The following is a 25,288-nucleotide window of genomic DNA, read 5'->3' as shown; positions in this document are numbered from 1 at the left end:
CTCGATTTTTTAATGACAATATTTGTAATAATAGTCAAATAAATCGCGTTTATGTTTTTGATGCCTTGTTAGTTTCTAAGGCTGATTTACATTGTTGCTCGGCAGAATTGAGTTCCATCAGCACCACTTTAATGTCATCCATTTGCTGCTGAAGTGCGGCCTTTTTATCATTGACTAAGTCCAGCATGGTATTGAGCTGTGATGTGCTTGATTTGTCTGCATCGTAAAGTTCGAATAGGCGGCGAGTTTCAGCCAATGAAAAGCCTAAACGTTTACCGCGTAAAATCAGTTTCAGTCTGACGCGATCTTTTAGGGTGTATATGCGTGTTTGGCCACGACGCTTCGGCTTGATTAAGCCTTGGTCTTCGTAAAAACGAATGCTGCGGGTGGTGATATCAAATTCTTTTGATAAATCACTGATAGAGTATGTAGATTGGGTGCTGACTGTAGCGTTCATCATCTCACCAAATAGGTTTCTTTTGTTGCACGATATATGAAGTTTACGTAAAGGTAAAGTTTGCGGTAAAAAATCTATTTTATAACTGTTGATTCATCTTGCCATTTCGATTGGGTTTTTTCTTTAAGCTATTAATTAATAAGTTTTTATTAATTATTATTTATGTTTCTGTATCCTGTTGATGTAATTGTCGCAGCGCTCATAAATATCAATACTAATCCCTTGGTCTAATAGGGATATTGGCTTAATTCTGCTCATAATCAACCTTGGGAGAGCTAACGGAGAACTAACATGACTGATGTAGGAAAGTCATTACATGAGCAATCAATTGAAGATCCAACGACCTTTTGGGCTGATGCTGCAAAGATGATTACTTGGGACAAAGAGCCTAAGAGCATTTTAGATGATTCAAATAAACCTTTTTATCAATGGTTTGCCGATGGCAAGATGAACACGTGTTACAACGCCGTTGACCGTCATGTTGCTGCGGGAAAAGGCGAGCGTATCGCCATTAATTACATTAGCCCAGTCACACAAAATCAATACACCATCACCTATAACGAATTATTAGCACAAGTGAGCCGTTTAGCGGGCTACATGCAGTCTATCGGTATTGAAAAGGGTGACAGGGTGGTGATTTATATGCCAATGGTGCCCGAAACCGCTTTTGCAATGTTAGCGTGTGCTCGTATTGGAGCCATTCATTCAGTGGTGTTTGGTGGTTTTGCCGCCAATGAGTTGGCGACTCGTATTAATGATGCCAAACCTAAACTCGTGCTGTCAGCATCTTGCGGCATAGAGCCCTCAGGCGTTGTACCTTATAAGCCATTATTAGACGATGCACTAAACCAAGCCAGTCATAAAGTTGACCATTGCCTTATTTTAGCCAGACATCAATATCAAGCAGAGTTAACCGAGCCAAGAGATGCTGACTGGCAGCACGCACTGCAAAATGCCTCAAATGCAGATTGTGTATCCCTCAATGCCACCGATCCTTTATATGTGCTTTATACCTCAGGCACAACCGGCAAACCTAAAGGTGTTGTACGTGATAATGGTGGTCATGCGGTGGCTTTATGTTGGTCGATGAAGAATATCTACGATATTGAGCAAGATGAGGTGTTTTGGGCTGCATCTGATGTGGGCTGGGTGGTTGGTCATTCATATATTGTTTATGGGCCGTTATTAGTCGGTGCAACCACAATTATGTATGAAGGAAAACCCATTGGTACACCGGATGCCGCGGCATTCTGGCGAATTATTGCCGCCAATAACGTCAAAAGTTTTTTTACCGCCCCAACCGCTATTCGAGCCATTAAACGCGAAGATCCCGAAGGTGAGCTCATTAAGCCATTTGATCTGAGCTGTTTAAAACAAATGTTTTTAGCGGGGGAGCGTTGTGATCCAGAAACGTTAAACTGGAGTCAAGCCATGCTGGGTAAACCTGTGATTGACCATTGGTGGCAAACTGAAACGGGTTGGCCAGTAGCGTCAAACTTAATGGGCATTGAACCTATAGCGATTAAGCCTGGATCACCCGCAAGACCGGTACCGGGTTATCAAGTGGAAGTGCTTGACGCTATGGGTGAGCAAGTGCCCGCCAATGAAAGTGGTAACGTGGTCATTAAGCAACCGTTACCGCCAGGGACATTAACCACCTTATGGCAAAATGATGACCGCTATGTGGACAGTTATTTATCCATGTATCACGGATACTATTTAACCGGTGATGCTGGTTACATTGATGAAGATGGTTATCTGTATATTATGAGTCGCATCGACGACATTATTAATGTGGCCGGTCATCGTTTATCAACAGGGCGCTTTGAAGAAGTCTTGTGTCAACACCCTGCGGTGGCAGAAGCGGCGGTTATTGGGGTGCAAGATAAATTAAAAGGCCAGGTGCCCCTGGGTATGGTGGTGCTTAAAAATGGCGTTAACCTAACCGATGATGAACTTCATCGCCAACTATTAGCCTTAGTAAGGCATGAAATAGGCCCAGTGGCATCGTTTAGATTAGTCAGCGCAGTGCCTAAATTGCCTAAGACTCGTTCAGGCAAAATTTTACGCGCCACTATGCGTAAAATTGCCGATAACCAAGAATATACTGTGCCCGCTACCATAGAAGATCCACAAACTTTAGACATTGTTCGCAATACGTTAACGCGAATGGGCTATGCTAATGCACTAACTAAAGCCTTAGGTGAGTAAATTTTTTAATAAATACAGACGTCAATGTTAGCTAAGATAATGATTTTTATACTTGATAACATTGACGTTTTTATTAAATATACCTTAAAAAGACTGCTTTACGAAAATATTGAAAAACACATTTTGATTACTGTAACCCATAGTATCTAGGTTTTAACTGGTAATTTAGTTACAAAAATCGCTATAATATTTGTCCATATGGGTTCGCGAATCGCGATAAATCTCTGTGACCTTGTGGAATATAAATCTAATGACTCACCACACTCAATTGTCAAACATCGGCGTAATCGGCCTTGGTGTTATGGGCAAAAATCTTGCGTTAAATATAGCTGATAATGGCTACCACGTGACTGTTTTTGATCTTGATGAGGCCAAAGTTAATGGCGCGCTTGAACAAGAACACCAAGAGCGGAAAGAAGGCTTAGCACCTCGAATGCAAGCTTGTAAGAATCTTTCAGAAATGCTCGAAAAATTAATTTCCCCTAAAGTAATTGTTTTATCAGTACCTGCGGGCAAAATTGTTGATGGTATTTGTAATACTTTGATTGAAAGTGGCATTTCCAGTGATGATATTGTCATTGATACCGGTAACAGTTTGTGGACTGATACGGTTGAGCGTGAGGCGCACTATAAAGGTAAGTTTAAGTTTTTTAGTTCAGCCGTTTCTGGTGGTGAAGTGGGTGCACGTTTTGGTCCGTCATTAATGCCCAGTGGCGATGAATCAGCATGGCAATATGTCGCGCCAATTTGGAACGCTATCGCGGCTAAAGTTGACAGTAAAACAGGTTTGCCTATTGAGCGTTTTGAGCCCGGTAACCCGGTTACTGAAGGCGAACCTTGTACCACTTTTATTGGCCCTGCAGGTTCAGGCCATTACGTTAAAATGGTACACAATGGTATTGAATATGCTGATATGCAGTTAATTTGCGAAGCCTATCAATTGCTTCACGATGGTTTAGATTTATCAACCCACGAGATTGGTGATATCTTCAAGCGTTGGAACCAAGGTAGTTTAAATAGCTATTTAATGGAAATCAGTGCAGAAGTATTGCAACAAGATGATCCGCTAACGGGTAAACCGCTGGTTGAGATGATTTTGGATAAAGCCGGCCAAAAAGGCACGGGTTTGTGGACTGCAGTCAGTAGTTTGCAAATTGGCTGTCCAGCGCCAACAATCGCTGAAGCTGTGTATGCCCGTGCGGTAAGTACTCAAAAAACATTACGAGTGTCGTTAAGCAAAACCCTAATTGGTCCAGCAAAAATAACCTTGTCAGATGTTGAGGAAACAGCCTTTATCGATGCATTAGAAGATGCGTTATATTGCGCCAAAGTATGCTGTTATGCGCAAGGTTTTCAGCTAATGGCAATGGAAGCTAAAGAGCAAAATTGGCCACTTAACTTTGCTGAAATAGCTAAAATTTGGCGTGCTGGTTGTATCATTAGAGCGACTTTTTTACAGTCCATTACTCAAGCTTATGAGCAAGATCCTGCGTTGCCAAATCTGTTAATGGCCGAAAGCTTTAGCAGCACTTTAGCAACCAAGCAATTAAACTGGCGCAAAACAGTCGCGGCATCAGTGATGCAAGGTATTCCTGCACCGTGTATTAGTTCCGCTGTGGCATATTATGATAGTTATCGCTGCGAAACATTGCCTGCTAACTTATTGCAAGGTCAACGCGACTTTTTTGGCGCGCATACTTTTGAACGAACAGATAAACCGGCTGGCGAAAAATACCATTTAGACTGGAGCGCAAAAGAGCGCACTTTAACTAAAGTGTAAAGTTTAGTTTGTGTTATCCAATAAAAAAGGCTTCTTAATGAAGCCTTTTTTGATTTTTACACTGAGCTTTTTAACTTGAGTGTACTTAGTTTTAGGTTATGTAGATTTCAGGTTATCTAAGTTTTTTGATACTCAGATTTGGCTGAAATTGATAATTAAGCCCGCGCTGAAAAGTGCGCTGAAAATCATCGTCAGTTTAGCTGTTTTACCCAGAATAGGATTTAACGCTTCTCCTGAGTTATCTCTAAAATCTTTACTTAAGTTTCTGGCTAAGACTAATGATACGCCTGCTAATAATACTGGCCAGCCCTGAAGTGCACCCAATAAAAATCCGGCAATGATTATTCCAAAAGGTAAATATAACAAGCTTTGGTATAAGACTTTTGCTTGCGCTTCACCAATGCGAACCGCAAGGGTGTTTTTGCCCGCTTTGGTATCGGTTGTGATATCACGGGTATTATTGACTAACATAATGGCGGCGTTAAAAAATCCGATTGCACAGCCTAATAGCCAAGCCGTTAATGTGGTCTCGCCAGCTTGCAGGTAGTAGCTACCTACAACAGCAACTAAGCCAAAAAAGATAAATGCTGCAACTTCACCTAATCCATGAGATGCCAGAGGGTAAGGGCCGCCACTGTAGCAAAGTGCCGCTAAAATTGACGCTGCTGCTAATATGGCAATTGGCCAACCACCGTGCAAAATAAGGTGTGAACCCACTAATAAGGCTGCCAATAAACACAATATCATGGCGTTGCGTACCGTATTTGGGGCGATCATGCCGCTTTGAGTCACACGCACTGGCCCAAGTCTTTCTGCGGTATCTATACCATTTTTAAAGTCAAAATAGTCATTAGCTAAATTGACTGATATTTGCAGTAACACGGCACATAACATTGAAATAGCGGCAATGAGCCAGCTAAATTGTGCTAGCTGAAGCGCTAACATATTACCGATAAGTAAAGGTCCTATTGCCGCTGGCAATGTTCTTGGGCGAATAGCCAAAATCCAAGGTTGCATAAACATCAAATAACTAGATTAGTAATGCCTAATAGCTTAACAAATTTTGTTAACGACTGCTGTTGATATTGTTTGCGACAAATCACTAATTTCGAATTTGAATATATAAAGTAGTGCTGATTTAAAATGGTAATCAAAAGTCACTAGCTCTTACTGAAGAGTTTAAGGTAGGCTTATCTATAATTATGTGGTTTGTGAGAGAGTTAAATGAGTCAGGTTTTAAACGATTTATTATCATTATTGTCCCTTGAACAAATTGAGCTGGGGTTATTTCGTGGTCAAAGTCAGGATTTAGGTTTTGGCCATGTCTTTGGCGGTCAGGTGATGGGGCAAGCATTGAGTGCAGCAAAACAGACCGTGAGTGCAGATCGATATGCGCATTCTTTGCATTCTTATTTTTTACGCGCAGGTGATGAAAAACAACCGATTGTCTATGATGTTGAAATCATGCGTGATGGCGGTAGCTTTAGTGCCCGGAGAGTGAAAGCGATTCAAAAAGGCCGTCCGATTTTTTATATGACCTGCTCATTCCAAACGATCGAGCAAGGGTATGAACATCAAGCGACTATGCCTGATGTACCGGGACCAGAAGGATTGATGAATCAGCAAGAACTGGCCATGACGATGCGCGATAAAGTGCCAGCAAAGATGCTTGAGAAATTTATGGCCGATTCGCCAATTGAAATGCGTTTAGTTAACCCAGGTAATCCACTCGCACCTTCAACCAGTGAGCCTGTGCGCTATGTGTGGCTTAGAGCCAACGGCATTATCCCTAATGATCATAGTATTCAAGAGTATCTATTAGCCTATGCCTCTGACTTTAACTTTTTAGTGACTGCAGCCCAGCCCCATGGCGTGTCATTTTTAACCCCTGGTATTCGAATGGCAACGATTGATCATTCTATGTGGTTCCATCGTCCATTTAATATGGGAGAATGGATTTTATACAGCATTGAAAGTCCTAATGCTGGTGGCGGTCGTGGCTTTGTAAAAGGTCAGTTTTTTGATCAGCAAGGTCGCCTAGTGGCTTCGGCAACCCAGGAAGGTTTATTGAGAATGACTAAGTCGTAATGGGTGTTTGGCGTATTAATGTCAACAATAATAGATGAATAGGTTGAGTGGTATGAGTAAGTTTAAATGTGTTTTAGTGGGTCTTGTTGGCGCATTGTTGGTGTTGACGGGTTGTGTGATGGTTACCCCAGAAGAGCCAGTTGTGGTGAATGGCTATGCCGGTTATCTAGAGAAAATAAAGTTACCTCAAGGCTGTAAAATTAATATCGCGGTGATTGATTTTAATACACCAGGCTCGATTATTTCGCAAAAAACCTTTGATATAGCACGGGCGCCAGTGCCGTTTAAATTTATTTTTCCTGTTGAAACAATAGATAAGAATATTGATTATGGCGTGGTAGCGATGATCACTTATCAGGGTAAAGTGATTTTTCAAACCTATGAGAAATTTAAAGTAATTAATAATAATAAATTCACCACAGAAGTGTTGATGAAACAAGTTAAGTAAAGTTGAAAACTACTGTTGTTAAAGCTATAAAGCTCACATTTTACCGTGTTCGTCATTGATTAATTACAGTGGCGAACGATAATGTTATTCCGTCGTAATTAATCTGTGGCAAGTGTGACTTATCAATCTGAATCGCCAAGAATTTCAAATCACTCCTTAGCACCTGAGCCAGCTAAACAAAGCCGACTCATTTGGGCGCTTTGTCTTGCGTCTGTGGTTATTTATATCAATCTTTATACTGTTCAGGGCATGTTGCCGCTGATAGCAGAACACTTTAATGTTACCGGTGCGCATTCCACATTAGTGCTATCTGTGACCAGTTTTACCCTGGCTTTTTCATTATTGTTTTATGCTATGATTTCAGATCGCGTCGGGCGGTTAATGCCGATTGTGATCAGTTTATGGTTATTAGCCTGCTCAAATTTATTACTCATTTTTGCAACAGACTTTGACTCATTGGTTTGGATAAGGCTATTACAGGGAGCGCTTCTGGCAGCCGTGCCCGCGATTGCGATGGCGTATTTTAAAGAGCAACTCGCACCTGAATTTATGTTAAAAGCAGCGGCAATCTATATTACTGCTAACAGTTTAGGGGGGATCTTTGGCCGCTTATTTGGTGGCTTAATGTCACAACATTTATCTTGGCAGCAATCTATGGGGTTGGTGTTTATTGTGACCTTAATTGGGGTGGCAATAGTCACTTTTCTATTGCCCCGGCGTGAAATTAAACCACAGGTAACTCATTTATCGGCCAAGCAAGCGAAACTGGCAAAGTTACACCAGGATTTACAAGGTTTTTGGGGGCACATCACCGACCGTAAAATGAGTTTGGTATTCATCATCGGTGGTCTTGCTTTTATGATGATGGTGAATCAATTTAGTTTTATTCAGTTGCATTTAATGGCGTTACCTTATGAGCTGAGTCGCTTCAATGCTACGTTAATCTTTTTATGTTATCTCAGTGGCACCTTTGCTTCATATTTATCGGCTAAGTGGATTGTACGCTTTGGATCGATCATATTATTTAAAGCTGCCTTTTTGCTCATGGTATTAGGCACCTTGTTAACCTTAGTCGATACCCTATGGGCCATTGTATTGGGCTTTTTGATCACCGCGAGCGGATTCTTTTTAACTCACAGTTGTTGTAATTCGTTTGTGGCTATCCGAGCTACCAATCACAGGGCAAAAGCGACTTCTTTGTATTTATGCTGCTATTACTTAGGTGCAGCACTAGGTGGGCCTTATTTGATGGTATTTTGGCAGCATTCTGAATGGCCAGGGGTTGTGGTAGGTTCGTTAACCTTGTTAGCTATGTTGGCGCTGGCCATATTATTCCTGAGTAGAGGGCCGCTAGATAAGCCGGCCTAAGATAAATGACTTACAAGTAAGAGAGGTTAGATTGTTAGTGATCGGTGAATTGCTTACGATCTATTTCAAATTTTTTCATTTTATCGTAAAGCGTTTTTCGGGGGAGCTCGAGTTGTTCCATTGTCAGCTTTATGCTGCCTTTGTTATAACTCAAAGATTCTTCTATTAATAAACGTTCAAAAAAGTCGACTCGCTGTTGCAAAGACATATTCGAATGCATAGTGGGGTGATTGTCTATATTACCTGCGGCAAAAGCGGCTTCTGCGCCTAATAACACGTAGCGCTCGGCTAAATTACGTAACTCTCGCACGTTACCTGGCCAATCATGCGAGGTTAGCATTGCTTGCTGCTCAGGATTCAATGCAATAAGCGCTTTGTGGTAGCGAGTAGAAGCGATTCGAGCAAAATGTAGGAACAGAATAGGGATATCTTCTCTGCGCTCTCTTAAGGCAGGAATTGGCACTGTGACTAAGTTTAAACGATAAAGTAAGTCTTGACGGAACTCACCGGTTTCACAGAGTTGCTGCAAGTTTACTTTTGTGGCAGCAATGACTCTAATATCCAGTTCAATTGACTGGTTAGAGCCTAAACGTTCAACCTTACGATCTTCAAGCACTCTAAGTAATTTGACTTGTAAACTGAGTGGGGTACTTTCAATTTCATCTAAAAATAGTGTGCCACCATTAGCATATTCAAACTTGCCGATACGAGTTTTATCGTTACCTGTATAAGCACCTGCTTGAGCGCCAAATAACTCACTTTCAATAAGACTTTCAGGAATTGCACCACAGTTAATAGCCACAAAGTTGTGTTTACTTCGAAGACTATGGTCGTGTAGATAGCGGGCAACTAACTCTTTTCCTGCGCCGGTTTCACCTTCAATCATGATGTCAGCAGGTACATTTATCACTTGGTTGAGTATGTTGCGCATTTTTATAATGCCTGGGCTGTGGCCTAAAATCCGCGGCCCAGGCGCTATGTGTGACTCTAATTCTTGTTTAAGTTTGCGGTTTTCGAGGGTTAATTGGCGTTTTTCTAACGCGCGCTTGGCAACATCAACCACATGTTCATTATTAAAAGGTTTTTCAAGAAAGTCATAAGCCCCTTTTTTTACCGCATCAACTGCCATGGCAATATCGCCGAAACCAGTAATGAGTATCACGGGGAGGTCTGGGTCTTTGTGGATTAATTGCTGTAATAGGCTTAATCCATTCAGTTGCGGCATATTGACATCAGAAAACACCACACCAGGCCAATCATTATGAATGAGTTCAGCGACCTGTGTTGGCTGCGTTGTTGATGCGGCACTGATACCCTCTAATTTGAATAATTGACTCAGCACGCTGCCAATATGAGGCTCATCATCAACAATAATGACTTGTAGTTGGTTTATATCACCTAGTGAGCTCAAGTTTAGTTACCTTCGTGTAAATAAATCGGTAGGGAAAGTCTAAAAATAGCACCACCTTTATCGCTATTTTCTACTGTAATTTGACCTTGCATCGACTCAATAATACGCTGAGAAATGGATAGGCCTAACCCTAACCCTTGGCGTTCATTAGTGGTGAAATAGGGCTCAAATATTTTACTCATCTGGCTTTCTCTTACGCCTGGCCCTGTGTCTTGAATACTAATGATGAGTGTATTGCTGTCACTTATCTTGTTAACACTAATGGTTAAATGTCTTTGACTGCTTTGCTGCATGGCAACAATTGCATTGCTGATAATGTTAACTAATACCTGTTGTAATCTAACCGTATCACCCCAAATTTGGCATTTCCCAGTAGGTAATGATTTAGATAATTGTACGCCTTGTTTATCAATTTCAGGTTGTACAATAGTCAGTGCTTGTTCAATGGCCTGTTGAATTTCGATGGCATTATCTTTGCCTTGGGATTTGCGGGTGAAACTTTTAAATTGTGCGATGATATCAGCTAAACGGTCTGTGAGCTCAATCATAATTTTTAGATTATTTTTAGCATCATCGAACATATTTCGACCTAGGAAAGTTTGGGTGTTTTGAGCATAACTTCTTAATGCGGCTAATGGTTGATTGAGCTCATGGTTAATACTGGCAGATAAACTGCCTATAACCGTTAATTTGGCTGCTTGAATTAATTCATCTTGAGTGTCTTTAAGCTGGGTATTGGCTTGTTCTAATTCTAGAGTACGTGCTTTAACCCTTTGTTCAAGCTGATTCTGAGCATGGTGCATACGCAGTAAATTTTTGCGTCTCTCAATGGTGTACAAAATAAACAGTACGATTAATAAATATAGGCTGGCCGCCAGCAACATAATAGCGGGTAGCGATTTATATAAAGGGGACATAGGGGCTAATATGTGTAATGTCCAATTTGCATTTGGCATTAACTGTTTTTTTTCTAAAAATGTTTCACTCCCCTTACTGGAGGTGATCTTGTAGGTATTTAAATCAGTTGCAGAATTTACTTTATAGTCGGGATGAATAGATAATTCACTGATTGGACGGTTTGCATAACGTTTGGCATTGTTAAGGGCAAACCGTTTAGATTGCGATAAAGGGGTTAATGAGTTAAATCGCCAATGATTAATACTTGATAAAAAGACAATGTCATCAGGGTCACTAATCATAAACTCATATTGGCCCGCAATAGCAATGCCAGTACTTTGCTGCTCAATAACACCAATATCAACTTTGACCACTATTACGCCCAGGACTTGGCCATTGTGGTAAACGGGGTTAGAGAAATAAAATCCGCGTTTATCTGATGATACCCCTACGGCATAGTAGCGCCCAGAGCGTCCAGAGCGTGCTGCGATAAAATAGGGTCTGTATGAATAATCTTGATTAACAAAAGAACTAGGTTGATCCCAATTACTGGCGGCAATAGCTATACCCAAAGCATCTGTTAGATAAATATCGGATGATTCAGTGACTTTCTGTAATTCTGATAGATAAGCATTTATTTCAGCCATTTTTTTTGGATTTTTTTGGGCTAATAAACCTTCTTGCAGTATTGGGTTTGTCGCAATCACTTCTGGAATAATTTCAAACTGAGCTAATTGTTGATCGATAAATAGCACGAGTTCATTAATTTGTTTTTCTGATTGCTGGGCAATATTGTTGACTCCCTTGTTAAGCCAATACCATTGACTGCTATATAGAGTAATAACAAGCCCTATAATAAGGGGGATACTTAACCCTATTTTATGTTTGATTTTTGTGCGGGTGATAACCATAAATACTCTTATAGAAATGCTTAATTAGATGGCTAATTTGACGATGAATGCGATAAAACTATAAACGAGAAAATATCCGTTGCTGGTTATTAACAACGGATATTGAGTCTTAAGGCTGGTCTATTTTGGCTAATTAATCAAGTTAATAGCCATTGAGTTTATCAATATACTCAGGTAGAAACAGTGATATTTGCGGCACATAGGTTATTAGCATTAAAAATCCTAATAACAGCAGCAACCAAGGTAAGCATGATTGGATCACCCAGCCCATGCTTTTACCCGTAATCCCTGCGGTAACAAATAGATTGAGCCCCACCGGCGGCGTTAGCATACCAATCTCCATGTTGACGACCATGATGATCCCTAAATGGATAGGGTCAATACCGAGCTGAGTTGCGATTGGGAACAAAATGGGCGCCATAATTAATAAAATTGCAGAAGGCTCCATAAAGTTACCGGCTGCTAGCAACAACAAGTTAACTATGATTAAGAAGCCCCAGGCTGGTAACCCAAACCCGACAATTGTTTCAGCAATAATATGCGGGATACGCTCAGTGGTGAGTACATGGGCAAATAACATGGCATTGGCAATAATAAACAACAACATAATACTGACTTTTGCGCCATCGCGAACCACATGTCGAATGTCTTTATCTGTGGGGGTTTTTATCACCGCCAACAACATTTGCAGAATATTACGTAAGCCGGCGCCGACAATAGATTCTTGCTGATTACGCCAGGCCACATTCTTCAATGGACCAATATCACGATATCCAAATACCGCAATAAAGTAAGCATAAACACAAGCTACCGCTGCCGCTTCTGTTGGGCTGGCAACTCCACCATAAATCGAACCCAGCACGATAATAATCAGTGCTAAACCGCCCATGGCTTTTGCACTTGATATTGATAGTGCTTTAACGCCAGGGAAGGGGCGAGATGGGAGGTTTTTAATTCTGGCGACAATATAAATTGCCAGCATTAAAATACACCCCATCATTAAACCAGGAATTAAACCCGCCATAAACATTCTAGCTGCCGACACTTCCGTTGCTGCGGCATAAACTAGCATTACAATTGAGGGTGGAATTAAAATGCCTAATGTCCCTGAAGTCGTAATCACCCCAGCGGCAAATTTTTCGGGGTAGCCAGCGCGAACCATACCTATAATGACAATTGAGCCGATTGCTGCAACTGTGGCAGGTGACGAGCCTGATACTGCTGCAAATAGCATGCATGCCATTACTGAGGCCATTGCTAAACCACCGCGAATATGGCCGACACTGTCCATGGCAAAATCAATAATTCTGCGTGCTACGCCGCCAGTAGACAAAAATGCTGATGACAATATGAAGAAGGGAATAGCTAGTAAGGTATAGTGTTCAGACGTTGATGCGTATAGCTTTAATGCAATAGAGGCTAATGAATCGTTCGAAAATAATAAAATGGTTAACACACTTGAAAAACCTAATGCGATAGCAATCGGCATGCCGATTAACATGCACAATAGCAAGGTGATAAATAAGGTTGCGATAGTCATTATTTTTCGTCCTTATTTTTTTCTGTTGATGTTGTTGAATTAATCGCACTTGCTAGTGCAGCTTCATCAATTAAATGCATGCTGTCTTTCGCTTCATCTGCTAATTTAAATCCATCTGCTTTACCGGTTAAAATGGCGATAAATAATTGTACAAACCGCCAGGTCAGCATTAAAAAACCGATAATTAAAATGCTTTGAGACATCCAAACGGGTACCGCACCCTCATCTTCAAGATCGATTTTTAATACATCCCAGGCAAAATCAGGATCGAGTTGATGAACCAGAAATGCTGGAAAGTCGATATCTTCCATCGGGAGTCCAATTTGGTACATTTGGCTTAAATAATCCCAGCTACCTTTAAGAAATAAACCACAATAGATAACGCACAATGAACAGGCTAATAATGCAACTAGCTTTTTGGGTGCTGGCGAAAGTGTTGTGACAAACGCATCTACACCAATATGTGCACCTACTTTTACGCCATAAGACATGCCAAATAATACAAACCATCCACACAGGGTTAGGGTCAGTTCTTGTATCCATAGAAAACCGGTATTAAAGAAAAAACGTGCGATAACTTCGCCAAATACCAATAAGGTCATCAGTGAGATCAATAGGTTTAAAAACCCTTCTTCGAATTTATTGAGTAAATTTGAAATCACTTTGTTCTCCTAAATGTTAATGAAAAGAGGGTTGTTATCCTGTGATAACTTTAGATAACAACCCAAGAGAACCTTATTGCTTGTTTGCGGCCTGAGCTGCTTCAATGACGTCTTTACCGATTTGAGACTCAAACTTAGTCCATACAGGCTTCATGGCATCAACCCATTGTTGGCGTTGTACAGCAGTTAATGACACCAGTTCAGAGCGCTTTGAATCCAAAATAGCCTGTTTATCTTCACCTTCTTTAGCCGCGGCAATTTGATTGCCTAATACAATGGCTTCGTCGAGTGATTTTTTGATAATTTCACGTTTGTCTTTAGGTAAGCTTTTCCAGAAAGTGTTTGAAGTCACTAACATGTAGTCCAATACGCCGTGGTTACTTTCAGTGATATGGCTTTGTACCTCATAAAATTTCATCGAGTAAATATTTGACCAAGTGTTTTCTTGCCCATCAATAGCGCGGGTTTGTAAAAGGGTAAACACCTCTGAGAATGGCTTTTTAACTGGAATCGCTTTTACGGCATCAAATTGTGCCGCAATAACGTCAGAAGCCATAATACGGAATTTTTTACCATTGGCATCTTGTGGGGTAGGCAAGGGCGCATGGGCTGAAAATTGCTTCATACCATTATGTAAATACCCTAAACCGACAAGACCTTTGCGGTTCATCGAGTTTAAGAGCCTTTGACCTTCTTCAGATTGTTGAAAACGGTCGACCGCAGCCATATCTTCGAATAAGAAAGGAAGATCAAACACCTGAAGTTTTTTCGTGTAGCGCTCAAACTTCGAAAGTGATGGTGCAACAATTTGCACATCGTTTAATAATAATGCCGCGAGTTCATTGTTATCCCCGAATAACTGCGAACTTGGAAATACGCTAACGGTATATTCGCCTGGTAGGCGTTGCTCGACTAACTCTTTAAATTTAAGTGCCATTTGGCCCTTAGGGGTATTTTCTGCGACCACATGAGAAAACTTAATTTCTATAGGCTCAGCAAAAACATTAAAGCTAGAAGCTAAAATCGATGCGATAGCAGTGAGTTTTACTGCAGACTTTATTGATTTCCATATAGGGTTGATAGTGGTTGATGTAGACATGTTATGGCTTCCTTTACTTGTTTATTATCGTTTTGTCTCTTTACTGCAATAGATAAAGCAGTTGGGATATAGCCAGCGTCCCAGAGGAGTACAAGGTAGTAAGCAAAAGAGGTGCCAGTTTGAGAGTTGTGGTTATATTATTGTTTTGTAAGATTAAAATTATTTTTTTAATCTTTTTAATATTCAACTGGGTGATATGAGGGACATCTTAATAGTATCAATGGGTGGGATTTCACACATTGATAGCATTTGATCATAAAGTTAACAATTAAGCCATTGATGATGAAAATACTGAAATAAATATTCTAAAAAGCAGATGGGACTTTTTAAAAAGACGATTTAGGTTTGGAGTAAATTTAATGAGATTAAAATGATTTTATAAAAAGAATATTATTAAGAGGAAGTTATAATTTTTAACGATGTTTTATGGTGAGGCAATTCATTAAAACAGTTCTAGTTTGAAACTGAAGAGTTTGTTTTTTGAAGCAGATTTATGGTGGTCGCTACTGGGCTCGAACCAGTGACCCCCTCCTTGTAAGGGAGGTGCTCTCCCAGCTGAGCTAAGCGACCTGGGATAAATTAAATCATGATGAAGATAATGGTGGTCGCTACTGGGCTCGAACCAGTGACCCCCTCCTTGTAAGGGAGGTGCTCTCCCAGCTGAGCTAAGCGACCTGGGATATCTTGCAACATTAGCACATTATGGTGGTCGCTACTGGGCTCGAACCAGTGACCCCCTCCTTGTAAGGGAGGTGCTCTCCCAGCTGAGCTAAGCGACCTGGGATAATGCAGCTAATTTTAAAACTGTGAGTCCAAATAAATGGTGGTCGCTACTGGGCTCGAACCAGTGACCCCCTCCTTGTAAGGGAGGTGCTCTCCCAGCTGAGCTAAGCGACCTGGGGACTCTACACTTGTTAATTATATGGTGGTCGCTACTGGGCTCGAACCAGTGACCCCCTCCTTGTAAGGGAGGTGCTCTCCCAGCTGAGCTAAGCGACCTGGGATATAATTAACAACAAATAATAATTTCTTCAATGAAATTATGGTGGTCGCTACTGGGCTCGAACCAGTGACCCCCTCCTTGTAAGGGAGGTGCTCTCCCAGCTGAGCTAAGCGACCTCATGCTGTGTGGGTCGGTATTATAGGGAGCAAGGATTAGCTGTCAACGATTTTTCGATAAAAATATCACGATAGTGCTATTTTTGTGCCGTTTGGCGTTTTGTTAAGCAAGCAGGTTTTGGCTTTTAAGTAAAATAGCATCTTGATTCGATGCACGGGCATTTCAACCTAACGCGTAGGCTGTTAGAATGTTGGCCACATTTTTATACTCTGCTTTTCGCTGGGTATAGTTTATACAGACTTCTTTATATAGGTTAGTGTCCGATTATGACAACTAAGACTCGCTTTGCTCCAAGCCCTACAGGTTTCTTACACGTTGGTGGTGCCCGTACTGCACTTTATTCATGGTTACATGCTAAAGCGAATAACGGTGAATTTGTTTTACGTATAGAAGACACTGATATTGAACGCTCTACCCAAGAAGCATGCGATGCGATCTTAGATGGTATGAATTGGCTAGGGTTGAATTGGAATGAAGGCCCTTATTATCAAACTAAGCGTTTTGACCGTTATAACGAGATCATCGCGCAAATGTTAGATAAAGGTACAGCATATAAATGTTATTGCTCACGTGAACGTATTGAATCTTTACGTGAAGAACAAGCGGCTAACGGTGAACAACAGAAATATGATGGTTGTTGTCGCGATTTAGCGCCGCGTGATACAGATGAACCTTTTGTTGTCCGTTTTAAAAACCCAATTGAAGGCAGTGTAATTTTTGAAGATCATGTACGTGGTCGTATTGAAATATCAAATAGCATGCTTGATGATTTAATTATTAAACGTACTGACGGTGTACCAACCTATAATTTCTGCGTTGTCGTTGATGATTGGGATATGGGGATCACTTGCGTAGTACGCGGTGAAGATCACATTAATAATACTCCTCGCCAAATTAATATCCTAAAAGCGCTTGGTGCACCTATACCAGAATATGCCCATGTATCGATGATTTTAGGTGACGATGGTGCCAAATTATCTAAACGTCATGGTGCAGTTGGTGTAATGCAATATCGTGACGATGGATACTTGCCTGAAGCTTTACTTAACTATTTAGTCCGATTAGGTTGGTCTCACGGTGACCAAGAAGTCTTTTCTATGGAAGAGATGATTAGCTTCTTTAAGCTAGATGATATTAATAAAGCGGCATCAGCCTTTAACACTGATAAGTTAAATTGGTTAAATCAACATTATATTAAATCACTAGCCCCTGAATATGTCGCATCTCATTTAGAGTGGCATATGGATGATCAAAAAATTGATACCAGTAATGGGCCAGCATTAGCTGAATTAGTTATAGCGCTTTCTGAACGCGCTAAAACACTAAAAGAACTTGCAGCATCTAGCCGTTATTTCTATGAAGACTTTGCTGAATTTGATGAAACACAAGCTAAAAAACATCTTCGTGGGGTGGCGCTAGAGCCATTAACGCTTGTTAAAGCAAAGTTAGAGGCTTTAACTGATTGGTCTGTAGAATCACTGCATGCAGTTATTGAAGCTACAGCTACCGAATTAGATGTTGGTATGGGTAAAGTCGGTATGCCGCTTCGCGTTGCTGTAACTGGGGCAGGGCAGTCACCTGCTTTAGACTTAACCTTGTTTTTGATTGGAAAAGACAGATCTGTTGAAAGAATATCCAAAGCGATTGATTTTGTAGCAGATAGAATAAATTCCTAAAAAACGAGTTGACACATTAAGGTATGCTGCATAGAATGCGCCTCGCAGTTGAGACACAGCTCAGTAATTTCTGGCAGCTTATCTAGATTGTGTTTTAAGTAAGAGGGGTTATAGCTCAGCTGGGAGAGCGCTTCGCTGGCAGTGAAGAGGTCCACGGTTCGATCCCGTGTAGCTCCACCACTTACTTAAAAGTTTCGTTATCGAAGCTAGCATCGAATTCTTGGTTAACAAGAGCGCATAAAGGCATCGATGAGTATTCACTCGATACAGAGTCTAACGTATCAACAGTGTCCCATTCGTCTAGAAATAGAGCTTAGGACATCGCCCACTTTGGTTTATAAAGAGTCGGCGGTAACAGGGGTTCGAATCCTTAGGGTTTTAGCACCTGATATAGGTAAGTAGCATTGATGGTTAGCCTACAGTCATCGATGAGTATTCACTCGATACAGAGTCTAACGTATCAACAGTGTCCCATTCGTCTAGAGGCCTAGGACACCGCCCTTTCACGGCGGTAACAGGGGTTCGAATCCCCTATGGGATACCATATTTCAGATGGTTGAACATAATTCGAAGCGGTTGTTTCGGAAAGGTTTAGAAATCTAAATAGCATTGATGATTAGCCTACAGTCATTGATGAGTATTCACTCGATACAGAGTCTAACGTATCAACAGTGTCCCATTCGTCTAGAGGCCTAGGACACCGCCCTTTCACGGCGGTAACAGGGGTTCGAATCCCCTATGGGATACCATATTTCAGATGGTTGAACATAATTCGAAAGAAGAGTTTAATGATCTAAATAGCATTGATGATTAGCCTACAGTCATTGATGAGTATTCACTCGATACAGAGTCTAACGTATCAACAGTGTCCCATTCGTCTAGAGGCCTAGGACACCGCCCTTTCACGGCGGTAACAGGGGTTCGAATCCCCTATGGGATACCATATTTCAGATGGTTGAACATAATTCGAAGCAGTTTTTTTCGTAAAACGTTTGAAAATCTAAAATAGCATTGATGATTAGCCTACAGTCATTGATGAGTATTCACTCGATACAGAGTATAACGTATCAACAGTGTCCCATTCGTCTAGAGGCCTAGGACACCGCCCTTTCACGGCGGTAACAGGGGTTCGAATCCCCTATGGGATACCATATTTCAGATGGTTGAACATAATTCGAAGCAGTTTTTTTCGTAAAACGTTTGAAAATCTAAAATAGCATTGATGATTAGCCTACAGTCATTGATGAGTATTCACTCGATACAGAGTCTAACGTATCAACAGTGTCCCATTCGTCTAGAGGCCTAGGACACCGCCCTTTCACGGCGGTAACAGGGGTTCGAATCCCCTATGGGATACCATATTTTCAAATTTTGGTGTCTATTTACTAAAATTTGGGGCTATAGCTCAGCTGGGAGAGCGCTTCGCTGGCAGTGAAGAGGTCCACGGTTCGATCCCGTGTAGCTCCACCAAGTTTTGTTGGAAACAACAAATAGCATTAATGTTTTGCCTACAGGCATTAATGAGTATTCACTCTATTTACTGAGTATAAGTAAATCTCGGCGTCCCATTCGTCTAGAGGCCTAGGACACCGCCCTTTCACGGCGGTAACAGGGGTTCGAATCCCCTATGGGATACCACACTAAACCACCGCAAGGTGGTTTTTTTATGTTTAAATTTTGTGTTTGATTTAAATTTGAGCCATAAAAAAAGGCAATCAAATGATTGCCTATTGATCTACTTAGAGATCAAGGGGACTGCGCTAGAAGTCCCAGGGAGATGATGAACAATAAAGTAAATATCACTGTTATTAAGTTTGAGTCATCATTTATGTAAAAGTTCAAAAATACGTATAATTTTTTTCAAAAAGTATAAGTATTTATAACAAACTATTTATTTGTTTGAAATTTATAGTGTTATTGAAAAGTTATTTTAAAAGTTTTTCTATTACTGATGACAAATCTTCCGGTTTTGTTGTTGGCGCATAACGCTCAATGACATTACCCTGTGTATCGACTAAAAACTTAGTAAAATTCCATTTAATGGACTGACTCCCCAAAAGCCCTTTCGCAGCTTGCTTCAAGTGTTGGTATAGCGGAGCAGCATCATCACCATTTACGTCTATTTTACTAAATAATGGAAATGTCACCCCAAAATTAAGCTCACAAAATTGGCTTATTTCAGTTTCAGTTCCTTGCTCTTGCTTACCAAATTGATTACAAGGAAATCCCATCACTATCAAACCCTGATCTTTATATTGTTGGTACAGCTCCTCCAAAGCTTTATATTGAGGGGTAAAACCACATTTACTCGCAGTATTAACAATCAATAACACTTTATTTTTAAAAGTGTCCATACTGATGTCAGTTCCTTTAATATCTTTGATATTAAACTGATAAATTGCCTTGCTCATGTCGTGCTCCAGTAAATTCATTGTCCAAATATAACGAGAATAATGAGGTTGTTATACGCGTTCAACTGAAATAAGTAACCTCAATACTTTGTAGATTAATTTGTACTATAATGACTTGTCTTGAAGCGGTCAATTTAATAGTGCGCAATTTAATTTATCTATTTGCTTATCACCAAAAATATGAATATAGTCGGCGCATTATTCGCTGAACAAGATAAGGGGCGGACTTATGGATGAAGTAAAGAACGAACTTATATCTGAATCAGAGCAAGAGATTACAACACAGTCACAAATAGAAGTCAGCCAAGCTGTGCAGCAACTTACAGAAGCTGAAGGTGAAGAACAAGCTGAAGTTTTTAGTGAAATACTCAATGGTGCAGAAGCTGGTACTATCGCTATTTTACTTGAATCTTTACCGTTAGATGAGCGTTATGACCGTTGGCAACAGGTCGAGCCAGAAGAGCGTGTTGATGTTTTAAACTTAATGCGTGCGGATCCACGTCTGGGCATTTTAAAGAAAATGCCAGACGAAGAGCTGGATTTGATATTTTCGCAGCTTAGTCCAGAAGATCTGATTGATTGGAGTGACTCATTACCTGACAGCATTACTGATCGCGCATTAGCGCAAATGGGCGAGCGACAGCGAAAGCACTTTGAGCTTTATGACCAGTATGATGAAAATGAGATTGGCCGTTATGCTGATCACCAAATGTTGGTACTAAATCTTGATTCAACAGTGGCGCAAGGCCAGCGATTTTTCCGTCGTATTGATTTAGATTGTAATGATCATCTATTTCTAGTTGATATAAATGATAAGTACCTTGGCACAGTTCGACGCTATGACGTGTTTAAAACTGATGTAGATGTTTTACTTTCTAGTTTGATTTGGCAAGATAGTCGGGTTATATCAGCAGATTCTTCCTTACTAGAAGCCGCTGAGACCATTGAGCACAGCCGAGAGTTAGAATTGCCTGTGGTTGATGATGAAGGTATCTTAATTGGTCGCATGACATTGAGAACGGCAACAGCCTTAGTACGTGAACATTACGAATCACAGTTAATGGCTACAGCTGGTATGGACGATGATGACGATTTGTTTGCACCTATTACTGTAGGGGCTAGACGTCGTGCTGTATGGCTTGGTATTAATTTATTAACGGCGTTTTTAGCCTCAGCAACAATTGGCCTGTTTGAGAATGTACTATCACAAGTGGTAGCTTTAGCTGTGTTAATGCCTATTGTTGCGTCTATGGGCGGCATAGCAGGTAGTCAGTCATTAACGTTAATGATCCGTGGTATGGCAATGGGGCAAATATCTGCAGGTAACGTAGTGTCACTGCTCAAGAATGAGCTAGGTATTGGTGCTTTGAATGGTATTTTATGGGCCATTGTTATTGGCTTGATTGCTGGATGGTGGTTTGATGACCCCATGATGGGCGTTATTATAGGCTGTGCTATTTTAATCAATATGGCTATGGCTGCAATCGCCGGAGTCATGGTTCCAATGATTTTACAACGATTTAACCAAGATGCGGCATTGTCAGGCTCAGTCATTTTAACCACAGTGACAGACGTTGTAGGTTTTTTTACTTTTTTAGGTTTAGCGACAATTTTGTATCTATAAAGTATCTGTTAATATTTGTCTACAAAAAGTGACTAAAGGAGCCGCCGGCTCCTTTTTTATGTCTGTTAGATTAAACCCTAAGGTTTCTAAATTGAATTTAGATGTAAAGTGCACTGCATTGAAATTTCTAAGATGGTGGATTTACTGATGCATATCTTTATCACCCTATCAAATAAAAAAGCAAGTTGATAGCAACTTGCTTTTTAAACTTGATGGTTAATTACTGTTAAATTTTTATTAAATTACTTTAATTTAGCAGGTGCAAACTCCATTGCAGTATCATCAAAGTAGCTACGCTTATTATCTCTTCGTCGTTGCTTTACCTTTTTAGATTTTTGTTTTCCCTTGATGTTGTCACCCCATGGTGCATCATCTTCATCAAATTCAAATGTGTGTGCCATTTTCAACTATCCAATAAAACTATACTGCTATTAGTACAGTCTCCCTTTTACCTAAAGTCTGTTAAAAGCTAAAGCGAAATCTTTAGTTCAACCCGGTGAAATATTTTGTATGACTATATTAAGGTTATAAATCTAACCTAAAAAAATATTATCAGAATAAGATGAATAAAATATGACAATACCAGGTACATCAAATTAGACATATCAATGTGAAAGTTTACCTTTGGTATTATTTATTATGCTGGTATGTCAAAAAAGGCTTTTATGTCATCTATTTGAGTCATAGCATCTTGGTAACCTAAATCAATAAGTGCGCTTGTATAAGCTTTTTCAAATAATAGGTAAGAAACAATACTTGAATCTGATTGTTGATGTATGCCAAACAGTTTGAGTAAATAACGGATTGCGATAGGTATTTCTAGGTAATACTTTGCAGCTATCATACCTAGATCTTCACTTGGTTTAATCACTAATGTGTCTATTGTTCGTAAATTTAGCTTATTTTTATCTTCATCAGAGATAAGATCTAGAGTGTGATTTACCCTTTGTAGACGTTCAAGATCGCTATTTAACGTATCTGAAAATATAGTATCTAATAAATGTCCTGCTATTGTCGCTGTTTTTGGGTGATGACTTGGTAAGACATCTTTGTGTTTATGAGGACTATCCAAATTAATCACGAATAATTTCTGTGCCCCTAGATGGATAGGACTCGACAAGGGCGAAAGTTGATGAACAGAACCGTCACCGAAAAAAGCTCTGTTTAATTTTATAGAAGGAAACACCATTGGGATTGCGGAGCTAGCAAGCAGATGATCAGTATTCAACTGGCTCCGTTTCCCTTGCCTTCGGGCACGCTTCCAGTTCTCGATTGAATGATGACCATGGTAAAAACTATATGACAGCGAATTGTTATAACAAGAAGCATCCACACTGATCGCTTTCAATGCACCTAAATGTATATTTCTTTCGATACGATCAAAGTCTATTAGTTTATTCAATAACTCACGTAATGGTTGATTGTTTAGTAAGCTTGCTGCATCGGTATTCACTTTTTCATGCTGTAAACCTTTAATTGCCATCTTTAATAAGTGTTTAGCAACGCCACCGACTGAAGACTCATAAACTTGTTGTGTTTTAAAGTGACGCCATACCCAATCTAATTTCTTTACCCCTAAATGAAAGCACGCGGCGTGAGTCGCTAAAGATGTTGCATTAATAGCACCTGCAGATGTGCCACAAATGACATCAAAGGGGATATGACTATTTCTAGGATAAAATTGCACCAAAGCCTTTAATACACCAATTTGATATGCCGCGCGGGCACCGCCACCACCAAGTACAAGTCCAATTGACAATTTATCACTACACCTAGGTTAGAAAAGATTAACTAAGAGTATGTCTTGTTTTAACTTGTTGCACTAGTCGGATAAGTTTTTTTGGCTGATTTCAAATTCACCTTGGTAAAACAAAACTTAACCTTTTAGTAGCTTTTCTTTGACAAGAGGGCGTTTAATCAGCTATTACCTTAGTAGGTAACTTAATAGATAATAAAAATAAAAACGCATTTTTCTGGTGTTTGTGACACACAGTTAGAAAAAAGTTAAAGGAGACACCATTGGCTTTGTTTAAAAAATCTGCAGATATGCCAAAAGGCGAGGATACGACTTTAAAGCCTAAAGTCCAATTGCCGCCATGGAAAGTCGTTATTATTGATGACGAACCCGGTATACATGATGTGACAAAGTTTGCGTTAAGTCAGTTTAATCTTGATGGGCGTGGCTTGGCTTTTTATTCCTGTTTTAGCGGTGAAGAAGGGTTTAATTTATTTCGTGATGAACATGATATCGCATTAGCGTTTGTCGATGTGGTGATGGAAAATGATCAAGCAGGGCTTGATTTAATTCAGCGTATTCGCGGTGAATTAAATAATCATTCGACCCGTATTATTTTAAGAACCGGCCAACCAGGAAGTGCTCCAGAAGAAAGAGTGATTCGAGATTTTGATATTAATGATTATAAAGCGAAAACCGAGTTAACAGCTGCAAAATTAAAATCGTGTGTGTATACCTCATTACGTTCATATCGTGATATTAAAACCATTGAGCAAAGTCAGCGTGGAATGGAGAAAGTCATCTCAGCATCCTCCTCAGTGCTCCGTAGTAGTACACTGCATCACTTTGGTAGTGCGGTATTAGAACAAACATTACAGTTACTTAGTTTAGACAGTTCAGCACTATATTTAACCAGTTATCATCAAGACTTATATCAAGACACTCAAATGAACTTACTTGCTGCTACTGGTAGTTTGGTGAGTTACAGTGAAATAGACAGTGTTGAGTCATTACCAGGCGATGTTAAAGAATATATCATTGAGGCTATCGCATTAAAAACGTCGGTTGTGCACGATAATATTTATGTTGGTTTTTACGAGTTTGGTAATGATGTAACAAGTATATTATATCTAGAGCACAATGCTGCTCTTTCACCTTTGCAGGTCAGGATTTTAGAGTTATTTGCCGCTAACGTTAGTCTCACCTTTGAAAACCTTGCCGGTAAGGAAAACGTACAACAAACACAAAAAGAACTTATTTTAATCATTGGTGATGCGATTGAGCAGCGCAGTAAAGAGACCGGGGCACATGTCCGCAGAGTCGCATTGATGAGTGAAATACTTGCCGAGCATCTGAAGCTTAGTAATGATTTTATTGAGACTATTCGCTATGCAGCACCTTTGCACGATGTAGGTAAAATCGGCATACCGGAAAGCATTCTACATAAACCGGGTAAATTAACTGACGAAGAATGGCAAATAATGAAAACCCATGCGGAAAAGGGGTATGACTTATTAGCTGCTTCTAATCGCATTATTGCCAAAATGGGCGCTAGAATTGCTTACACTCACCATGAGCGTTGGGATGGTCAAGGTTATCCAAGAGGCTTAGTTGGCGAGCAAACACCGATAGAGGGACGCATCATGGCTATAGTGGATGTTATTGATGCACTGTTATCAAAACGTAGCTATAAAGATGCCTGGCCAGTTGAAAAGGTTATCGAGTATTTAAATGAGCAATCGGGTAAGCAGTTTGACCCTAAAATGTGTGATGCAAGCCTTGAGTTGATGGATAGGTTTATTGCTATTCAACGTGATATGCCTGATTGCGCAAAAACAGTAGATTAAGAC

At 40.2% G+C, this 25,288-nt stretch carries 18 protein-coding genes and 14 tRNA genes; 16 read left to right on the top strand and 16 right to left on the bottom strand.

The window, feature by feature from the left end; translation table 11 throughout:
• Window positions 1–49: 49 nt before the first annotated feature.
• On the bottom strand, window positions 50–457 hold the full coding sequence (locus FJ709_RS12565; protein ID WP_226410375.1) for a MerR family transcriptional regulator: 408 nt from the start codon (window positions 455–457) through the stop codon (window positions 50–52).
• Window positions 458–748: 291 nt separating this feature from the next.
• Here FJ709_RS12565 and FJ709_RS12560 point away from each other — a divergent pair, with 291 nt between their 5' ends.
• Entirely contained in the window at window positions 749–2,668 is a 1,920-nt protein-coding gene (locus tag FJ709_RS12560) for a propionyl-CoA synthetase (protein WP_226410374.1), read from the top strand.
• Between the two features lie 250 nt (window positions 2,669–2,918).
• On the top strand, window positions 2,919–4,448 hold the full coding sequence (gndA, locus tag FJ709_RS12555) for an NADP-dependent phosphogluconate dehydrogenase (RefSeq protein ID WP_226410373.1): 1,530 nt from the start codon (window positions 2,919–2,921) through the stop codon (window positions 4,446–4,448).
• 132 nt (window positions 4,449–4,580) lie between these two features.
• Here the strand turns inward: gndA and FJ709_RS12550 are convergent, their stop codons facing one another.
• Window positions 4,581–5,465, bottom strand: coding sequence for a 1,4-dihydroxy-2-naphthoate polyprenyltransferase (locus FJ709_RS12550; RefSeq protein WP_226410372.1), 885 nt, complete (start codon window positions 5,463–5,465; stop codon window positions 4,581–4,583).
• Window positions 5,466–5,672: 207 nt separating this feature from the next.
• On the opposite strand from FJ709_RS12550, the gene tesB reads away from it, so the two are divergent.
• The 3 genes from tesB to FJ709_RS12535 all read left to right on the top strand — a co-directional run bounded on the left by tesB (window position 5,673) and on the right by FJ709_RS12535 (window position 8,352).
• A complete protein-coding gene (tesB, locus tag FJ709_RS12545; RefSeq protein WP_226410371.1) occupies window positions 5,673–6,536 on the top strand; it encodes an acyl-CoA thioesterase II in 864 nt (287 codons plus the stop codon).
• A gap of 52 nt (window positions 6,537–6,588) precedes the next feature.
• On the top strand, window positions 6,589–6,984 hold the full coding sequence (locus tag FJ709_RS12540; protein ID WP_226410370.1) for a YbaY family lipoprotein: 396 nt from the start codon (window positions 6,589–6,591) through the stop codon (window positions 6,982–6,984).
• 114 nt (window positions 6,985–7,098) lie between these two features.
• Window positions 7,099–8,352 (top strand): MFS transporter, encoded by a 1,254-nt coding sequence (locus FJ709_RS12535; RefSeq protein ID WP_404829960.1) that lies wholly within the window; start codon window positions 7,099–7,101, stop codon window positions 8,350–8,352.
• Window positions 8,353–8,386: 34 nt separating this feature from the next.
• On the opposite strand, the gene FJ709_RS12530 is transcribed toward FJ709_RS12535, so the two are convergent.
• The 11 genes from FJ709_RS12530 to FJ709_RS12480 all read right to left on the bottom strand — a co-directional run bounded on the left by FJ709_RS12530 (window position 8,387) and on the right by FJ709_RS12480 (window position 15,991).
• Window positions 8,387–9,763, bottom strand: coding sequence for a sigma-54-dependent transcriptional regulator (locus tag FJ709_RS12530; RefSeq protein ID WP_226410369.1), 1,377 nt, complete (start codon window positions 9,761–9,763; stop codon window positions 8,387–8,389).
• A gap of 2 nt (window positions 9,764–9,765) precedes the next feature.
• On the bottom strand, window positions 9,766–11,571 hold the full coding sequence (locus FJ709_RS12525) for an ATP-binding protein (RefSeq protein ID WP_226410368.1): 1,806 nt from the start codon (window positions 11,569–11,571) through the stop codon (window positions 9,766–9,768).
• Between the two features lie 142 nt (window positions 11,572–11,713).
• Window positions 11,714–13,111 (bottom strand): TRAP transporter large permease, encoded by a 1,398-nt coding sequence (locus tag FJ709_RS12520; protein WP_226410367.1) that lies wholly within the window; start codon window positions 13,109–13,111, stop codon window positions 11,714–11,716.
• Window positions 13,111–13,773: a TRAP transporter small permease gene (locus FJ709_RS12515; protein WP_404829958.1), complete on the bottom strand. Its 663-nt coding sequence runs from the start codon at window positions 13,771–13,773 to the stop codon at window positions 13,111–13,113. The genes FJ709_RS12520 and FJ709_RS12515 overlap by 1 nt, the downstream gene beginning before the upstream one ends.
• Before the next feature lie 73 nt (window positions 13,774–13,846).
• Entirely contained in the window at window positions 13,847–14,872 is a 1,026-nt protein-coding gene (locus tag FJ709_RS12510; protein ID WP_226410366.1) for a TRAP transporter substrate-binding protein, read from the bottom strand.
• Window positions 14,873–15,366: 494 nt separating this feature from the next.
• A tRNA-Val gene (locus FJ709_RS12505) sits at window positions 15,367–15,442 on the bottom strand.
• A 29-nt stretch (window positions 15,443–15,471) separates the two neighbouring features.
• Window positions 15,472–15,547, bottom strand: a tRNA-Val gene (locus FJ709_RS12500).
• A gap of 28 nt (window positions 15,548–15,575) precedes the next feature.
• Window positions 15,576–15,651: transfer RNA gene (locus FJ709_RS12495), tRNA-Val, on the bottom strand.
• 42 nt (window positions 15,652–15,693) lie between these two features.
• Window positions 15,694–15,769, bottom strand: a tRNA-Val gene (locus tag FJ709_RS12490).
• A gap of 26 nt (window positions 15,770–15,795) precedes the next feature.
• A tRNA-Val gene (locus tag FJ709_RS12485) sits at window positions 15,796–15,871 on the bottom strand.
• Window positions 15,872–15,915: 44 nt separating this feature from the next.
• Window positions 15,916–15,991, bottom strand: a tRNA-Val gene (locus FJ709_RS12480).
• Between the two features lie 267 nt (window positions 15,992–16,258).
• On the opposite strand from FJ709_RS12480, the gene gltX reads away from it, so the two are divergent.
• From gltX to FJ709_RS12435, 9 genes are all read left to right on the top strand, one after another.
• Window positions 16,259–17,668 carry a glutamate--tRNA ligase gene (gene gltX / locus FJ709_RS12475; protein ID WP_226410365.1) on the top strand — a complete coding sequence of 470 codons (1,410 nt, stop codon included), beginning with the start codon at window positions 16,259–16,261 and terminating at the stop codon, window positions 17,666–17,668.
• A 104-nt stretch (window positions 17,669–17,772) separates the two neighbouring features.
• Window positions 17,773–17,848: transfer RNA gene (locus tag FJ709_RS12470), tRNA-Ala, on the top strand.
• Window positions 17,849–18,136: 288 nt separating this feature from the next.
• Window positions 18,137–18,212: transfer RNA gene (locus FJ709_RS12465), tRNA-Glu, on the top strand.
• A gap of 129 nt (window positions 18,213–18,341) precedes the next feature.
• Window positions 18,342–18,417: transfer RNA gene (locus FJ709_RS12460), tRNA-Glu, on the top strand.
• 118 nt (window positions 18,418–18,535) lie between these two features.
• Window positions 18,536–18,611, top strand: a tRNA-Glu gene (locus FJ709_RS12455).
• A 132-nt stretch (window positions 18,612–18,743) separates the two neighbouring features.
• Window positions 18,744–18,819: transfer RNA gene (locus FJ709_RS12450), tRNA-Glu, on the top strand.
• Between the two features lie 132 nt (window positions 18,820–18,951).
• Window positions 18,952–19,027 (top strand) — tRNA-Glu (locus tag FJ709_RS12445).
• Between the two features lie 35 nt (window positions 19,028–19,062).
• Window positions 19,063–19,138: transfer RNA gene (locus tag FJ709_RS12440), tRNA-Ala, on the top strand.
• A gap of 92 nt (window positions 19,139–19,230) precedes the next feature.
• Window positions 19,231–19,306 (top strand) — tRNA-Glu (locus tag FJ709_RS12435).
• Between the two features lie 287 nt (window positions 19,307–19,593).
• Here FJ709_RS12435 and FJ709_RS12430 read toward each other — a convergent pair.
• A complete protein-coding gene (locus FJ709_RS12430; RefSeq protein ID WP_226410364.1) occupies window positions 19,594–20,079 on the bottom strand; it encodes a glutathione peroxidase in 486 nt (161 codons plus the stop codon).
• 229 nt (window positions 20,080–20,308) lie between these two features.
• Here FJ709_RS12430 and FJ709_RS12425 point away from each other — a divergent pair, with 229 nt between their 5' ends.
• A complete protein-coding gene (locus FJ709_RS12425; RefSeq protein ID WP_404829957.1) occupies window positions 20,309–21,703 on the top strand; it encodes a magnesium transporter in 1,395 nt (464 codons plus the stop codon).
• Window positions 21,704–21,945: 242 nt separating this feature from the next.
• Here FJ709_RS12425 and FJ709_RS12420 read toward each other — a convergent pair whose 3' ends face one another.
• Together FJ709_RS12420 and FJ709_RS12415 are read right to left on the bottom strand one after the other, a co-directional pair.
• Window positions 21,946–22,104: a small highly charged protein gene (locus FJ709_RS12420; protein WP_226410363.1), complete on the bottom strand. Its 159-nt coding sequence runs from the start codon at window positions 22,102–22,104 to the stop codon at window positions 21,946–21,948.
• Window positions 22,105–22,340: 236 nt separating this feature from the next.
• Window positions 22,341–23,462, bottom strand: a complete 1,122-nt coding sequence (locus FJ709_RS12415) for a patatin-like phospholipase family protein (RefSeq protein ID WP_226410362.1) — start codon at window positions 23,460–23,462, stop codon at window positions 22,341–22,343.
• A gap of 260 nt (window positions 23,463–23,722) precedes the next feature.
• Here FJ709_RS12415 and FJ709_RS12410 point away from each other — a divergent pair, with 260 nt between their 5' ends.
• A complete protein-coding gene (locus FJ709_RS12410) occupies window positions 23,723–25,285 on the top strand; it encodes a DUF3369 domain-containing protein (RefSeq protein ID WP_226410361.1) in 1,563 nt (520 codons plus the stop codon).
• Window positions 25,286–25,288 lie beyond the last annotated feature (3 nt).

The sequence above is a fragment of the Shewanella glacialimarina genome (assembly GCF_020511155.1).
Taxonomy (GTDB): Bacteria; Pseudomonadota; Gammaproteobacteria; order Enterobacterales; family Shewanellaceae; genus Shewanella; species Shewanella glacialimarina.
This window is presented reverse-complemented; position numbering and strand designations above follow the sequence as displayed.

Coding starts and splice junctions, on each gene's coding strand:
- FJ709_RS12565 (WP_226410375.1), bottom strand. CDS start 457: ATGAACGCTACAGTCAGCACCCAATCTACATACTCTATCAGTGATTTA.
- FJ709_RS12560 (WP_226410374.1), top strand. CDS start 749: ATGACTGATGTAGGAAAGTCATTACATGAGCAATCAATTGAAGATCCA.
- gndA (WP_226410373.1), top strand. CDS start 2,919: ATGACTCACCACACTCAATTGTCAAACATCGGCGTAATCGGCCTTGGT.
- FJ709_RS12550 (WP_226410372.1), bottom strand. CDS start 5,465: ATGCAACCTTGGATTTTGGCTATTCGCCCAAGAACATTGCCAGCGGCA.
- tesB (WP_226410371.1), top strand. CDS start 5,673: ATGAGTCAGGTTTTAAACGATTTATTATCATTATTGTCCCTTGAACAA.
- FJ709_RS12540 (WP_226410370.1), top strand. CDS start 6,589: ATGAGTAAGTTTAAATGTGTTTTAGTGGGTCTTGTTGGCGCATTGTTG.
- FJ709_RS12525 (WP_226410368.1), bottom strand. CDS start 11,571: ATGGTTATCACCCGCACAAAAATCAAACATAAAATAGGGTTAAGTATC.
- FJ709_RS12520 (WP_226410367.1), bottom strand. CDS start 13,111: ATGACTATCGCAACCTTATTTATCACCTTGCTATTGTGCATGTTAATC.
- FJ709_RS12510 (WP_226410366.1), bottom strand. CDS start 14,872: ATGTCTACATCAACCACTATCAACCCTATATGGAAATCAATAAAGTCT.
- gltX (WP_226410365.1), top strand. CDS start 16,259: ATGACAACTAAGACTCGCTTTGCTCCAAGCCCTACAGGTTTCTTACAC.
- FJ709_RS12430 (WP_226410364.1), bottom strand. CDS start 20,079: ATGAGCAAGGCAATTTATCAGTTTAATATCAAAGATATTAAAGGAACT.
- FJ709_RS12425 (WP_404829957.1), top strand. CDS start 20,309: ATGGATGAAGTAAAGAACGAACTTATATCTGAATCAGAGCAAGAGATT.
- FJ709_RS12420 (WP_226410363.1), bottom strand. CDS start 22,104: ATGGCACACACATTTGAATTTGATGAAGATGATGCACCATGGGGTGAC.